15 protein-coding genes are annotated in these 14,287 nt (G+C 42.3%); all 15 read left to right on the forward strand.

The annotated features are described in order from the left end of the window. Positions 1-9: 9 nt before the first annotated feature. Positions 10-2,043: a flagellar biosynthesis protein FlhA gene (flhA, locus tag NST56_RS09305; RefSeq protein ID WP_268505696.1), complete on the forward strand. Its 2,034-nt coding sequence runs from the start codon at positions 10-12 to the stop codon at positions 2,041-2,043. After that, positions 2,043-3,140 (forward strand): flagellar biosynthesis protein FlhF, encoded by a 1,098-nt coding sequence (locus NST56_RS09310; protein WP_268446184.1) that lies wholly within the window; start codon positions 2,043-2,045, stop codon positions 3,138-3,140. The genes flhA and NST56_RS09310 overlap by 1 nt, the downstream gene beginning before the upstream one ends. Continuing rightward, positions 3,131-4,027 (forward strand): MinD/ParA family protein, encoded by an 897-nt coding sequence (locus NST56_RS09315; RefSeq protein WP_339181461.1) that lies wholly within the window; start codon positions 3,131-3,133, stop codon positions 4,025-4,027. Before NST56_RS09310 ends, NST56_RS09315 begins: the two co-directional genes overlap by 10 nt. A 1-nt stretch (position 4,028) precedes the next feature. Further along, positions 4,029-5,102, forward strand: a complete 1,074-nt coding sequence (cheB, locus tag NST56_RS09320) for a protein-glutamate O-methylesterase CheB (protein WP_339181464.1) — start codon at positions 4,029-4,031, stop codon at positions 5,100-5,102. A gap of 5 nt (positions 5,103-5,107) precedes the next feature. Continuing rightward, the gene (gene cheA / locus NST56_RS09325; RefSeq protein ID WP_268449590.1) at positions 5,108-7,126 is read left to right on the forward strand and encodes a chemotaxis protein CheA; all 2,019 of its coding nucleotides are present in this window, start codon (positions 5,108-5,110) and stop codon (positions 7,124-7,126) included. Between the two features lie 21 nt (positions 7,127-7,147). Then, complete coding sequence (gene cheW / locus NST56_RS09330; protein WP_339181467.1) at positions 7,148-7,618, forward strand: chemotaxis protein CheW; 471 nt, start codon at positions 7,148-7,150, stop codon at positions 7,616-7,618. Positions 7,619-7,636: 18 nt separating this feature from the next. Next, positions 7,637-8,266, forward strand: coding sequence for a CheY-P phosphatase CheC (cheC, locus tag NST56_RS09335; RefSeq protein WP_024121415.1), 630 nt, complete (start codon positions 7,637-7,639; stop codon positions 8,264-8,266). Continuing rightward, positions 8,263-8,763 (forward strand): chemoreceptor glutamine deamidase CheD, encoded by a 501-nt coding sequence (cheD, locus tag NST56_RS09340; RefSeq protein ID WP_024121416.1) that lies wholly within the window; start codon positions 8,263-8,265, stop codon positions 8,761-8,763. Before cheC ends, cheD begins: the two co-directional genes overlap by 4 nt. A 22-nt stretch (positions 8,764-8,785) precedes the next feature. Beyond that, a complete protein-coding gene (gene sigD, locus NST56_RS09345; RefSeq protein ID WP_010334270.1) occupies positions 8,786-9,550 on the forward strand; it encodes an RNA polymerase sigma-28 factor SigD in 765 nt (254 codons plus the stop codon). Positions 9,551-9,579: 29 nt separating this feature from the next. Continuing rightward, positions 9,580-10,083 (forward strand): Swarming motility protein SwrB, encoded by a 504-nt coding sequence (locus NST56_RS09350; protein WP_339181471.1) that lies wholly within the window; start codon positions 9,580-9,582, stop codon positions 10,081-10,083. Positions 10,084-10,226: 143 nt separating this feature from the next. Then, on the forward strand, positions 10,227-10,967 hold the full coding sequence (rpsB, locus tag NST56_RS09355) for a 30S ribosomal protein S2 (RefSeq protein ID WP_010334272.1): 741 nt from the start codon (positions 10,227-10,229) through the stop codon (positions 10,965-10,967). A 99-nt stretch (positions 10,968-11,066) separates the two neighbouring features. Then, on the forward strand, positions 11,067-11,948 hold the full coding sequence (gene tsf, locus NST56_RS09360) for a translation elongation factor Ts (protein ID WP_029441263.1): 882 nt from the start codon (positions 11,067-11,069) through the stop codon (positions 11,946-11,948). A 145-nt stretch (positions 11,949-12,093) separates the two neighbouring features. Then, the gene (gene pyrH / locus NST56_RS09365; RefSeq protein ID WP_010334275.1) at positions 12,094-12,816 is read left to right on the forward strand and encodes a UMP kinase; all 723 of its coding nucleotides are present in this window, start codon (positions 12,094-12,096) and stop codon (positions 12,814-12,816) included. Position 12,817: 1 nt separating this feature from the next. After that, entirely contained in the window at positions 12,818-13,375 is a 558-nt protein-coding gene (frr, locus tag NST56_RS09370) for a ribosome recycling factor (RefSeq protein WP_010334276.1), read from the forward strand. A 129-nt stretch (positions 13,376-13,504) separates the two neighbouring features. Continuing rightward, complete coding sequence (locus tag NST56_RS09375) at positions 13,505-14,287, forward strand: isoprenyl transferase (RefSeq protein WP_339181476.1); 783 nt, start codon at positions 13,505-13,507, stop codon at positions 14,285-14,287.

The raw sequence follows: 14,287 nt of genomic DNA on the forward strand, positions 1-14,287 counted from the left end.
AAAAACAGCATGTCAACAAGAGATTTATCCGTTTTAATAAGTGTTGTCCTCATTGTGGCAATGCTGGTGATACCATTTCCTCCATGGCTGTTAAGTATTTTGATCATTATTAATATTTCTCTTGCGTTGATCGTGCTTCTCACCACAATGAATATGCAAGAACCGCTGCAGTTTTCGATTTTTCCGTCTCTGCTGCTGCTTTTGACCTTATTTCGTCTGGGCTTGAATGTGTCCACGACGCGTTCGATCCTTTCGCACGGTGAAGGAGGGAAGGTTGTTGAGACCTTCGGTAACTTCGTTGTCGGCGGAAATGTTTTAGTCGGACTTGTTGTATTTATTATCTTAATTATTATTCAGTTTATCGTCATTACAAAGGGCGCGGAACGTGTTTCCGAGGTTGCGGCAAGATTTACGCTTGATGCAATGCCGGGGAAGCAGATGAGTATTGATGCAGATTTAAATGCAGGCATGATCAATGAACAGGAAGCGAAACACCGCCGTGAAAAAGTAGCTCGAGAAGCAGACTTTTACGGTGCGATGGACGGTGCCAGCAAATTTGTGAAAGGTGATGCAATTGCCGGAATTATTATTGTCATGATCAATATCATTTTCGGAATCATTATCGGTATGCTGCAGCAAGGCATGGCGATACAAGAGGCAGCCTCTCATTTTACGATGCTGACTGTAGGGGATGGAATTGTATCGCAAATTCCGGCACTTTTAATTTCTACAGCTACAGGTATTGTCGTGACAAGAGCAGCCTCCGAAGGAAACTTAGGTCATGACATCACAGGCCAGCTGTTCGCTTATCCAAAGCTCTTATATGTTACAGCAGCAACCATTCTGCTTCTTGGCTTGTTTACTCCGATTGGTATTTTCCTAACAGGGCCGCTTGCAGGTCTGCTTGCTTTTGGCGGTTATACGCTATCTAAAACAGGCAAGGAAAAAGAAGAAGTGGATGAGATTCTTGAGGAAGAGGCTGAAGTTGACGAGCTCAAAAGCCCCGAAAGTGTTGTACAGCTCTTGCATATAGATCCGATAGAATTCGAGTTTGGCTATGGCCTGATTCCGTTGGCGGATGCTAATCAGGGCGGGGATTTATTAGACCGGATTGTGATGATACGCCGTCAGCTGGCGCTGGAACTTGGGCTTGTCATTCCTGTCGTGCGTATCAGAGACAATATTGCTTTGCAGCCCAATGAATATCGATTGAAAATTAAAGGAAATGAAGTAGCGAAAGGCGAGCTATTACTAGATCATTATCTAGCAATGTCGCCTGCGCCTGAAGACGACTTGATTGAAGGGATCGAGACAGTAGAACCGTCGTTTGGACTTCCAGCCAAATGGATTGGTGAATCGGTGAAGGATGAAGCTGACATGTTGGGCTATACAGTTGTAGATCCGGCTTCAGTTGTTTCAACACATATTACAGAGAAAATTAAGCAGCATGCTCATGAATTAATCGGCAGACAGGAGACGAAACAGCTGATTGATCATTTGAAAGAAACGTATCCGGTCCTGGTGGAAGAGGTTACGCCAAATCCATTATCTGTCGGAGATATTCAGAAAGTGCTAGCTAAGCTGTTAAAAGAAAAAGTTTCAATCCGCAATTTGGTAACCATTTTTGAAACGCTTGCCGATTATGGAAAACTGACAACAGACTCTGATCTTTTGACAGAGTATACAAGGCAGGCGCTTGCTAAGCAAATTACTGCCCAGTTTGCCAAAGAAAATGAAGTGTTAAAAGTTATCACTTGTTCGGGCCGTGTAGAAAAGGCAATTGCTGACGGCGTACAGCAAACAGAACATGGGAACTATTTGTCGCTTGAACCTGATGTGTCGGAAAGTATTGTGCGCTCTGTTGCAAAAGAAGCCGAACAGCTCTCAATACGGCAAGAAACTGCGATCCTTCTTTGCTCGCCGCCTGTAAGGATGTATGTGAAACAGCTTCTGGAACGATATTTTCCAGATCTCCCTGTTCTTTCTTATAACGAGCTTGAGGCTAATGTCGAAGTTCAAAGCATTGGAGTGGTGGATATTTAATGAAAATCAAAAAATTTACTGCTGCTTCAATGCAAGAAGCGGCACTTCTTATCCGAAAAGAACTAGGCAATGAAGCAGTTATACTAAATTCTAAAAAAATCAATAAGCGAAAATGGTTCGGGCTTTTAAAAAAACCGGCTGTTGAAGTAATTGCTGTATTGGATCAAGATTTTCTCGAGAAAAAGACAGCTGAAAAGGCAGCAGAGCCGAAACAAACGTCAAAATCACCTGTCAGCAGTCCGAAAATAGAGGAGAGGATAACCCCTCAAATGCCTGCTCAATCTGAGCCAGGCGATTTTTCAGCTTATCAATCCGTACTTCCTGAATCGCTCAGAAAAGCTGAACTGCTTTTGGATGAAACCGGTGTTAATGAATCAATTAAGACCAGTACTATGAAAAAAATACTGCAATTCTCTGTTGAATCGGGCGGACTGACGGAAGAAAATGTGGTCGGTAAACTTCAGGATATTCTGTGCGAGGCACTTCCTCCAGCAAACAAGTGGCAGGAGCCCATTCATTCGAAATATATCGTGCTGTTTGGTTCGACGGGTGCGGGAAAAACAACAACGCTTGCAAAACTAGCAGCGTCTTCTCTGCTTGAAAAACAGAAAAAAATTGCTTTTATTACAACAGATACTTACCGGATTGCAGCTGTTGAACAGTTGAAAACATATGCCGAGCTGCTGCAGGCTCCTCTGGAAGTTTGTTATACAAAAGAGGAATTTCAGCGGGCGAAAGAATTATTTGCTGAATATGATCATGTATTTATCGATACAGCAGGCAGAAACTTCAGAGAACAGCAATATATTGATGAACTGAAAGAGACGATTCCTTTTGAAAGCAGCATTCAGTCATTTCTCGTTTTGTCAGCGACTGCAAAGTATGAAGATATGAAACAAGTTGTCAGACGTTTTTCATCTGTTCCTGTCAATCAGTTTATCTTTACTAAAATAGATGAGACTGCTTCATTAGGCTCTGTATTCAGTATACTGGCAGAATCGAAGATAGGCGCCGGGTTTATCACAAACGGTCAGAATGTGCCGGAGGATATACAGACAGTCTCGCCGCGGGAGTTTGTAGGGATGCTGTGCAGATGAACAGATTTGACCAAGCAGCAACTTTACGGGCGAAAATGAAGAAGCGTCAGCGCGATCTGCCGATTGTTTTTGAACAGAAAGCTAAAACACTTGCAGTCATCAGCGGCAAGGGCGGTGTCGGAAAATCCAACATCACTTTAAATATGGCTCTTGCGCTGCAGGATAAAGGTAAGAAGGTACTGCTTATTGATCTTGATATCGGAATGGGGAACATTGATATATTAATGGGAAACTCATCCTCCGCCACGATTATTGATGTTCTAACTGAGCGCAAGCCTTTTATGCAATCCATATCTACAGGGCCAAAGGGTCTACGGTATATATCTGGCGGAACTGGGCTGGATGTGATGTTTCAGCTGGACCAGGAAAAATGGCCCTTTTTTGCTAATGAGCTTTCTCATGCGTTAAGTCAGTTCGATTATGTACTGTTTGACATGGGGGCGGGCTTATCAAAAGACCAGCTGCCTTTTATTTTATCAGCAGAAGACATTTTGATCATAACAACCCCGGAGCCTACAGCCATTATGGATGCATACAGCGCTGTCAAACATCTCGCTCTGACAGGAAATCAGCTTTCAATGAAAGTAGCAGTCAATCGGTGCCGTGGTCAAAAGGAAGGGCTTGACGCTTTTACCCGCTTTTCCCGGACCATTCAGATGTTTTTAGGCGAAGCGGTTCAGTTTGCCGGTTCAGTCCCTGACGACGTGATCGTGAGCGAAGCAGTTGTCGAACAGGTTCCTTTTTTATTAAAAAGTCCTCAGGCAAAAGCCAGCCGGTCAGTCCGTCTCTTAGCGGACGCCTTGTTTGAAAGAGAAGAAACTAGACACAAAGAAGAAAAACAGACATTTATTGAGAAATTATCTTCTTTTTTAATGAGGAGGGCTTAATTTGATTCGTGTGCTTGTAGTTGATGATTCGGCATTTATGAGAAAAATGATAAGTGATTTTCTAACCGAGGAAAAGCAGATAGAAGTAATCGGAACTGCGAGAAACGGAGAAGAGGCACTTAAAAAGATAGAGTTGCTGAAACCGGATGTTATTACACTTGATATTGAAATGCCGGTGATGAATGGAACAGACACACTACGGAAAATTATTGAGATTTATCAGCTGCCGGTTATTATGGTTTCAAGTCAGACCCAGCAAGGAAAAGAGTGCACGATTAACTGTTTAGAGATAGGAGCCTTTGATTTTATCACAAAGCCATCTGGTTCTATATCTTTAGATTTATACAAAATTAAAGAACAATTAGTTGAGCGGGTCATCGAGGCTGGACGTTCTACTCAACAAAAAGCTGCGGCTCCGACGGTCATTCGGCCTGAGCCTAAACCTAAACCCATCGCTAAGCCAGTATGGAGTCAGCCAAAATCTGGTCCAAGCAGACATATTGTTTGTATCGGCACGTCAACGGGCGGCCCAAGGGCGCTTCAAAAGGTAATACCAAAGCTTCCTAAAGATTTAAACGCGCCTGTAGTCGTTGTACAGCACATGCCTGAAGGCTTTACTGCTTCTCTGGCTGATCGGCTGAACCATCTGTCTGACATTCATGTAAAGGAAGCAAAAGATGGCGAAGCAGCTATTAACGGCTGTGTGTACATAGCTCCGGGGGGAAAAAACATATCCGTTATCAAAAACAGCGGCAGCCTTAAAATCGTGCTTGATAATCACGATACACCAAGCCGTCATAAACCATCAGCAGACTACTTGTTCCGTTCTGTCGGCAAACTTGCAGACTATGAAAAAGTAGCTGTCATTATGACTGGAATGGGCAGTGACGGTACTGCCGGTCTTAAGGACATGCTTGCGTCCGGCAATGTGAAAACCATTGCAGAGTCTGAAGAATCTTGTGTTGTATTTGGGATGCCGAAAGCAGCCGTTAAGGCGGGCCTCGTTCATGAAATTAAACATGTGGAAGATATCGCAGCATCCATCACAAGCTGTGTGAAAAAAGAGAGGGTGTGATTCAAATGGATATGAATCAATATTTAGATGTCTTTATTGATGAAAGTAAAGAACATTTACAAACATGTAATGAAAAGCTTCTCCTTTTAGAGAAAGACCCGACAGATCTTCAGCTCATCCACGATATATTTAGGGCTGCCCATACACTAAAAGGAATGAGTGCAACAATGGGTTATACGGATTTAGCCCATTTAACCCATTTGCTTGAAAATGTATTGGATGCTTTTCGAAACGGAGATATGGCAGTTACATCAGACTGGATGGATATCTTGTTTGAAGCCTTGGATCATCTGGAAGCAATGGTTCAGTCTATTATTGACGGCGGGGATGGTAAAAGAGACATCTCTGAAGTGAGCGCAAAGCTTGACGTGAACGGTGTGCATGCTGAGACTGCTGCTTCAGCGGAACCTGCTGAAGCGAAGGGTTCAGCATCTGACTGGGAATATGATGAGTTTGAACGAACAGTAATAGAAGAAGCAGAGGAGCAGGGTTTCAAACGGTATGAAATTACAATTTCTCTGAAAGAAGACTGTATGTTAAAAGCAGTCCGTGTATATATGGTTTTTGAAAAGCTAAATGAAATCGGAGAGGTAGCCAAAACAATACCGAGTGCGGAAGTGCTTGAGACGGAAGATTTCGGCACTGACTTCCAGGTTTGCTTCTTAACGAATCAAACGGCTGAAGACGTTGAACAGATCATCAACGGAGTTTCAGAGGTTGAGCATGTTGAAATTATTCAGGGCTCGCCTTTACAACCAGCTGAAAAACCGGAAGAGCCTCAGGCGGATATACCAGCTGCTGCACAGACACCTGTTAAGCAGGACAAACAAAAGCAGCCTGCTAAAAACGATGAACAGTCGAAGCATACAGCCGGCGGATCTAAAACAATTCGTGTCAATATTGACAGACTTGATTCTTTAATGAACCTGTTTGAAGAGCTTGTCATTGACCGCGGGCGTCTTGAGCAGATTGCAAAAGAGCTTGAGCACAATGAATTGACTGAAACAGTAGAGCGAATGACGAGAATTTCCGGCGATTTGCAGTCGATTATTCTCAACATGAGAATGGTTCCGGTTGAAACCGTTTTTAACCGTTTCCCGAGAATGATTCGCCAGCTTCAAAAAGAGCTGAATAAAAAAATCGAACTCTCCATCATCGGCGCGGAAACAGAACTTGATCGAACAGTAATTGATGAAATTGGAGATCCGCTCGTTCACTTAATCAGAAACAGTATTGACCATGGAATTGAGTCTCCGGAAACGCGTTTGCAAAAAGGAAAACCTGAGTCTGGAAAAGTTGTGCTGAAAGCTTATCACAGCGGAAATCACGTCTTTATTGAAGTGGAGGATGACGGAGCAGGCCTTAATCGCAAAAAAATCCTTGAAAAAGCGCTTGAGCGCGGTGTCATTACAGAAAGAGAAGCTGAAACATTAGAAGACAATGAAATTTATGAATTGATATTTGCTCCGGGGTTCTCTACAGCTGATCAAATTTCGGATATTTCCGGACGGGGCGTCGGACTCGATGTTGTAAAAAACAAACTCGAATCACTCGGCGGTTCAGTCAGTGTGAAATCTGCAGAAGGACAAGGATCACTATTCAGCATCCAGCTTCCGCTTACATTGTCCATTATTTCAGTTCTGCTGATCAAATTAGAAGAAGAGACATTTGCGATTCCGATTTCTTCTATAATTGAAACGGCCGTTATCGATAGAAAAGACATTCTGCAAACGCATGACCGTGAAGTCATCGATTTTAGAGGCCATATTGTCCCTGTCGTTTATTTAAAAGAAGAGTTTAAAATAGAAGATACTAGACAAGATGCGGAACAGCTCCATATCATTGTCGTGAAAAAAGGCGACAAACCTACTGCATTTGTGGTGGACTCCTTTATTGGCCAGCAGGAAGTTGTGCTGAAATCACTCGGAGATTATTTAACAAACGTCTTTGCAATTTCCGGAGCTACTATTTTAGGAGACGGAGAAGTAGCGCTCATTATCGATTGTAACGCACTGATTATTTAACCATACGAGGAGGTGTCTCACATGACTGCAGAAATTAAAACAGGCGAAAAAATGATTGTCTTTATGGTAAACGGCAAAGAATATGCCATTTCTGTCACTCAGGTGAAATCAATTGAGAAATGGCAAAAGCCGACGAGAGTGCCAGGGGTTGAGCCTTATATTTGCGGAGTGATCAATTTGCGCGGCGTGGTGACTCCAGTTATTGATTTAAGAAAGCGTCTCAGCTTGCCTGAGTATAAAATTACCGATGAAACACGAATTATCATTATTGCTTATCGTGATATTGAAGTCGGCTGGATAGTGGATGAAGCAAATGATGTCATAACAGTACAGGAAAGTGAAATAGAGTCCGCTCCAGAAAGTGTTCAAAAAGACACGTATGTGTCGATCAAACAGATTGTAAAACAAGAGAACAGGCTCTTAAATATTATTGATGCAAATGCGGTTTTGGATAAAGAATCATCTCAGTCCGCTGTGCCCGATCAAGCTTAATCTTAAAGGGGTTATGACATGAGTATTTTTAATGGAATCAAAGAAGAGCAGATGGACATTTTGCGGGAAGTCGGCAATATCGGAGCCGGCCACTCTGCTTCTGCAATGGCCCAGCTGTTAAATAGAAAGATTGATATGGAAGTCCCGTTTGCAAAGTTATTATCGTTTGATGAACTTGTAGACTTTTTCGGCGGAGCAGAAATGCCGGTCGCCAGCATTTTTTTAAGGATGGAAGGCGATTTGACGGGCTCGATGTTCTTTATAATGCCTTTTTATCAGGCGGAGCAGTTTATCAGAGAGCTGATCGGCAACCCGGATTTTGATATTGAAAATCTGGGTGAAGATCATATGAGTTCTTCCGCTTTGCATGAACTGGGCAATATTTTAGCAGGATCATATTTAACGGCATTGGCTGATTTGACGAAACTCCAGCTTTACCCGAGTGTTCCAGAAGTTTCACTGGACATGTTCGGTGCTGTCATCAGTGAAGGTCTGATGGAGCTCAGTCAGGTTGGGGAACATGCAATTGTTGTTGATACGTCAATTTTTGATCAGAGCCATCAGCAGGAGCTAAAAGCGCATATGTTTATGCTGCCGGACTATGATTCATTTGAAAAGCTCTTTGTCGCCTTGGGTGCTTCATTATGAGTACGACTGAGGCTGCTGTTGTAAAGGTTGGAATTGCGGACGTGAAGATTGCCCGCTTCCCGGATTCGATCCGCACGTCTGGTTTAGGGTCGTGTGTGGGGCTGGTGCTTTACGATAAAGAAAAGCAAACGGCGGGGCTTGTTCATGTCATGCTGCCGGATTCGACGCTATCAAAAACAGCTGAACTCAATCGGGCAAAATATGCCGATACCGCTGTAAAAGCTACGATTGATATGCTGGTAGAAGCGGGCTGCCGAAAGTTTGCGTTAAAAGCAAAGCTTGCCGGCGGATCAGAGATGTTTAAATTTAAAATGACGAATGATTTGATGAAGATCGGACCGAGAAATGTCTTAGCGATAAAGGAACAGCTTTCATTATATAATATTCCGATTATCAGTGAAGATACGGGCGGCTCAAGCGGCCGGACGATAGAATTCGAACCGAAGTCCTGCATGCTGCATATTCGAACTGTTAAACAAGGTGAAAAAACGATTTAATTAAGGTATTAGGGGGATAACAATGCAATCCTTGAATTATGAAGATCAGGTGCTTTGGTCGCGCTGGAAAGAGTGGAAAGATCCTAAGGCCGGTGATGATTTAATGCGCCGTTATATGCCGCTTGTCACATATCATGTAGGCAGAATTTCTGTCGGACTGCCAAAATCGGTGCATAAAGACGATCTTATGAGCCTTGGTATGCTTGGTTTATATGATGCCCTTGAAAAATTTGACCCTAGCCGGGACTTAAAATTTGATACCTACGCCTCGTTTAGAATTCGCGGTGCAATTATTGACGGGCTTCGTAAAGAGGATTGGCTGCCCAGAACCTCGCGTGAAAAAACAAAGAAGGTAGAAGCGGCGATTGAAAAGCTTGAACAGCGCTATCTTCGGAATGTATCGCCCGCAGAAATTGCAGAGGAACTCGGAATGACGGAACAGGATGTAGTGTCAACAATGAATGAAGGTTTTTTTGCAAACCTGCTGTCAATTGACGAAAAGCTTCATGATCAGGATGACGGGGAAAACATCCAGGTCATGATCAGAGATGACAAAAATGTCCCGCCGGAAGAAAAGATCATGAAAGATGAACTGATTGCGCAGCTTGCGGACAAGATTCACGAACTCTCTGAGAAAGAACAGCTTGTTGTCAGTTTGTTCTATAAAGAGGAATTGACATTGACAGAAATCGGACAGGTATTGAATCTTTCTACGTCCCGTATATCACAAATACATTCAAAGGCACTATTTAAATTAAAGAATCTGCTGGAAAAAGTAATTCAATAAAGAATTCTCATGATTAGCGAGTGAAAAACATGTCAACACTATTATGGCTTTTAAGCTTCACGCTTCACGGCGTTCTTCTGTACGCTGTCATTATCCTGTATATGAGGCTCGCAGCTGTGAAAGAAACAGAAAAACAGCAAAAGAAGATGCTGGAAGAGACGGAGAACACACTTGCGGCATTTCTTCTTGAATTAAAAGAAGAAAATGAGAAGTTGATAGACAACTTGGATGCAGTTTCTAGTCAAACTGAAGAAAAACAGAAGACGGAGCATCTGCACGCAGAACAACATTCAGAGCGGAATGCTGTTCAGGAAGAAGATAACACTCTTCCCGAGCATATTGAAGGTCTCATCAATGAGGTTGAGAGGACGGAAGAGAACGTAAACAGCGATGCCCGATCATTTGAAGATCAAGTTATGGCATTACATGAGCAGGGATATTCAGCTAGTGAAATTGCTCAGAAATTGAAGAGCGGAAAGACAGAAATCGAGCTATTTTTAAAATTTCGCTCCAAAGCTGTAAAGGATTCTTGATTGTCGCATAAAGCTGTGTTATATTATGTCTTGGTGTTAAATACACACGCTTAACGATTTATGCAGAGGGTGCTGCAGGCGGCAGTTCTGCACAAAAATGACCTAAGCGGAGGAAAAAAACCATTATATTAGGAGGAAATAACATGTCAGTCATTTCTATGAAGCAATTGCTTGAAGCTGGTGTTCACTTCGGTCACCAAACACGCCGTTGGAACCCAAAAATGAAGCGTTATATTTTCACGGAGCGTAACGGAATTTACATCATTGACCTTCAAAAAACAGTCAAAAAAGTAGAGGAAGCTTACAACTTCACTAAAAATCTTGCTGCTGAAGGCGGAAGAATCCTTTTCGTTGGAACAAAAAAACAAGCTCAAGATTCTGTTAAAGAAGAAGCTCAACGCTCTGGCATGTACTATGTCAACCAACGCTGGTTGGGCGGTACATTAACAAACTTTGAAACAATCCAAAAACGTATTAAACGTCTTAAAGACATTGAAAAAATGCAAGAAAACGGTACGTTTGAAGTACTTCCTAAAAAAGAAGTCGTTCAATTGAAAAAAGAATTAGAGCGTCTTGAAAAATTCCTAGGCGGAATTAAAGAAATGAAGGATCTTCCTGATGCATTATTCATCATCGATCCTCGTAAAGAGCGCATCGCTGTTGCTGAAGCTCGCAAATTAAACATCCCTATCATCGGAATTGTAGATACTAACTGTGATCCTGATGAAATCGATGTTGTAATTCCTGCGAACGATGACGCTATCCGCGCTGTTAAACTTCTAACTTCTAAAATGGCAGATGCAATCTTAGAAGCGAAGCAAGGCGAAGAAGAAGCGGAAGTTGCTGAAGATACTGCACCAGAAACAGAAACAACAACTGCGTAACCTATTCAAAAGGTGATAAGAGGGACTGCCTTTTATCACCTTTTTTCAAGAAAAATGTAATGATACATATCTTGTTTAAACATATAAGGAGGAATACAAATGGCTATTACTGCACAGCAAGTAAAAGAACTGCGTCAAAAAACTGGCGCGGGTATGATGGATTGTAAAAAAGCGTTAACTGAAACTGATGGAGATATGGACAAAGCAATTGACCTTCTTAGAGAAAAAGGAATTGCAAAAGCAGCGAAGAAAGCTGACCGTATCGCAGCAGAAGGTTCAACTCTTATTAAAACTGACGGCAACAAAGGTGTTATTTTAGAAGTAAACTCTGAAACTGATTTCGTTGCGAAAAACGAAGGCTTCATAGAGCTTCTTAACACATTAGCTGACCACCTTCTTGCAAACACTCCTGCAGATGTTGAAGAAGCAATGGGACAAAAAATGGACAACGGATCTACTGTAGAAGAGTACATTACAAGTGCAGTAGCTAAAATCGGTGAGAAAATCACTCTTCGCCGCTTTGCTGTTCTTACAAAAGACGACAGCTCTGCATTCGGTGCTTACCTTCACATGGGCGGACGCATCGGCGTATTAACTGTTCTTAACGGTACAACTGACGAAGAAACTGCAAAAGATATCGCAATGCATGTTGCTGCGGTTAACCCTCGTTACATTTCTCGTGACCAAGTATCAGCAGAAGAAACAGACCATGAGCGTCAAATCTTAACTCAGCAAGCTCTTCAAGAAGGAAAACCTGAAAACATCGTAGCGAAAATGGTTGAAGGCCGTCTGAACAAATTCTTCGAAGAAATTTGTCTTTTAGACCAAGCATTCGTTAAAAACCCAGATGAAAAAGTGAAACAAGTTGTTGCAGCGAAAAACGCAACTGTTGAAACTTTCGTTCGCTATGAAGTTGGAGAAGGTATCGAAAAACGTCAAGAAAACTTTGCTGAAGAAGTAATGAACCAAGTGAAAAAATAATGGTGAAAAGATTTCGCGATCAAGTCGCGTCTTTTCAGGCAGTATAGGGGACACACTTTGTGTTCCCTATTTTTAAAACTATATTTACAAACCTTTTTTTCTCTTGCATAATAGAAAACGGCAATGTTTACACTTGGAGGTTATTATGGAAAAACCAAAATACAAACGTATCGTATTAAAGCTTAGCGGTGAAGCATTGGCAGGGGAACAGGGTAACGGAATTAACCCTACTGTCATTCAATCCATTGCAAAGCAAGTGAAAGAAATCGCTGAGCTTGAAGTCGAAGTGGCTGTTGTAGTAGGCGGCGGCAACTTATGGCGCGGAAAAACAGGAAGTGACCTGGGCATGGACCGTGCAACTGCTGACTATATGGGAATGCTGGCCACAGTGATGAACTCGCTTGCTCTTCAAGACAGCTTAGAAACACTCGGAATCCAGTCCAGAGTGCAAACATCCATTGAAATGAGACAAGTTGCTGAACCATACATCAGAAGAAAAGCGATACGCCACTTAGAGAAAAAACGTGTCGTGATTTTTGCTGCGGGCACAGGGAACCCATACTTCTCAACTGATACGACAGCTGCACTGCGGGCTGCTGAAATTGAAGCAGACGTTATTTTAATGGCTAAAAACAATGTTGACGGTGTGTATAATGCTGACCCTAGAAAAGATGAATCAGCTGTTAAATATGAATCGCTTTCTTACCTTGACGTTTTAAAAGACGGTTTGGAAGTTATGGATTCAACAGCATCATCTTTATGCATGGATAATGACATTCCGCTAATCGTCTTTTCTATTATGGAAGAAGGAAATATTAAACGCGCTGTGACAGGCGAATCAATCGGAACGATCGTGAGGGGGAAATAACGTGTCAAAAGAAGTATTAACACAAACGAAAGAAAAAATGGAAAAAGCAATTGCTGCTTATCAGCGTGAACTGGCTACTGTACGAGCAGGCCGTGCGAACCCATCTTTATTAGATAAAGTAACAGTTGAATATTACGGAGCACAGACACCTTTAAATCAGCTGTCTTCTATTAACGTGCCTGAAGCTCGTATGCTGGTTATAACACCATACGACAAGTCAGCAATCGGTGATATCGAAAAAGCAATTTTAAAAGCGGATTTAGGCTTAACGCCAACGAGTGACGGCAATATGATTCGCATTGCGATTCCTGCGTTAACAGAAGAAAGACGTAAAGAATTAGTCAAAGTTGTAAAAAAATATGCTGAAGACGCGAAAGTGGCTGTGCGAAATGTACGCCGTGATGCGAACGATGATCTCAAAAAACTTGAGAAAAGCGGAGACATCACTGAAGACGAACTGCGTGCTTCCACTGAAGATGTTCAAAAACTGACAGATGAATATGTGTCAAAAATTGACAGTGTCACAAAAGACAAAGAAAAAGAAATCATGGAAGTTTAATGAAAAACTATGTACAATAGATAATAGTGAAAAGACCCTCTCATGTTTACAGGGGGTTTTTTTGTTAATACTGTTGATTACATCGTTATCAGCAGGGAATGCAACCTTTTTGGGTGACGGAGGAATCTCATGCTCAACATACTCAAAAATTGGAAGAACCAGCAAACTGCGGCTTCCAACTTAGAACGCTATACAAAAGAAGACATACTTAAGGGAGAAATCCCCGAACACATCGCCATTATAATGGATGGAAATGGCCGTTGGGCTAAAAAACGCTCTCTTCCCCGAATTGCAGGCCACCATGAAGGAATGAAGGTGGTTAAAAGGACGACAAAGCTTTCTAACGAATTGGGTGTCAAAGTACTGACTTTGTACGCATTTTCAACAGAAAACTGGAAGCGGCCGAAAATGGAAGTTGATTTTTTGATGAAGCTTCCTGAAGAATTTTTAAATACGTATCTCCCGGAGCTTGTTGAGGAGAATGTGCAGGTCCGGATTATAGGAGATGAATCAGCCTTGCCGCCGCACACAATGCGTGCGATTGAAAAGGCTGTAAAGGATACGGCGCAAAATGACGGGTTGATTCTTAATTTTGCTCTCAACTATGGGGGACGTACTGAAATTGTCACTGCTGCAAAAACACTCGCGGAAAAAGTCAAGGAGGGTTCTTTGAATATAGAAGACATTGATGAATCGCTTTTTTCTAAACATTTAATGACTGAATCTTTGCAGGATCCTGAACTTTTAATCCGAACGAGCGGCGAGATTAGACTAAGCAACTTTATGCTTTGGCAGGTTGCCTACAGTGAATTTGTCTTTACTGACGTCCTGTGGCCTGACTTTAAAGAAAATCATTTCTTGCAGGCGTTAGGAGAATATCAGCAACGGGGCCGGAGGTTTGGCGGAATTTAG

This window comes from Bacillus sp. FSL R5-0560 (assembly GCF_037966305.1).
In the GTDB taxonomy this organism is placed as follows: Bacteria; Bacillota; Bacilli; order Bacillales; family Bacillaceae; genus Bacillus; species Bacillus mojavensis.

Bases quoted from the DNA above. Each gene is read 5' to 3' on its own strand.
- flhA (WP_268505696.1), top strand. From the start codon at position 10: ATGTCAACAAGAGATTTATCCGTTTTAATAAGTGTTGTCCTCATTGTG.
- NST56_RS09310 (WP_268446184.1), top strand. From the start codon at position 2,043: ATGAAAATCAAAAAATTTACTGCTGCTTCAATGCAAGAAGCGGCACTT.
- cheA (WP_268449590.1), top strand. From the start codon at position 5,108: ATGGATATGAATCAATATTTAGATGTCTTTATTGATGAAAGTAAAGAA.
- cheW (WP_339181467.1), top strand. From the start codon at position 7,148: ATGACTGCAGAAATTAAAACAGGCGAAAAAATGATTGTCTTTATGGTA.
- cheC (WP_024121415.1), top strand. From the start codon at position 7,637: ATGAGTATTTTTAATGGAATCAAAGAAGAGCAGATGGACATTTTGCGG.
- cheD (WP_024121416.1), top strand. From the start codon at position 8,263: ATGAGTACGACTGAGGCTGCTGTTGTAAAGGTTGGAATTGCGGACGTG.
- sigD (WP_010334270.1), top strand. From the start codon at position 8,786: ATGCAATCCTTGAATTATGAAGATCAGGTGCTTTGGTCGCGCTGGAAA.
- NST56_RS09350 (WP_339181471.1), top strand. From the start codon at position 9,580: ATGTCAACACTATTATGGCTTTTAAGCTTCACGCTTCACGGCGTTCTT.
- rpsB (WP_010334272.1), top strand. From the start codon at position 10,227: ATGTCAGTCATTTCTATGAAGCAATTGCTTGAAGCTGGTGTTCACTTC.
- tsf (WP_029441263.1), top strand. From the start codon at position 11,067: ATGGCTATTACTGCACAGCAAGTAAAAGAACTGCGTCAAAAAACTGGC.
- pyrH (WP_010334275.1), top strand. From the start codon at position 12,094: ATGGAAAAACCAAAATACAAACGTATCGTATTAAAGCTTAGCGGTGAA.
- NST56_RS09375 (WP_339181476.1), top strand. From the start codon at position 13,505: ATGCTCAACATACTCAAAAATTGGAAGAACCAGCAAACTGCGGCTTCC.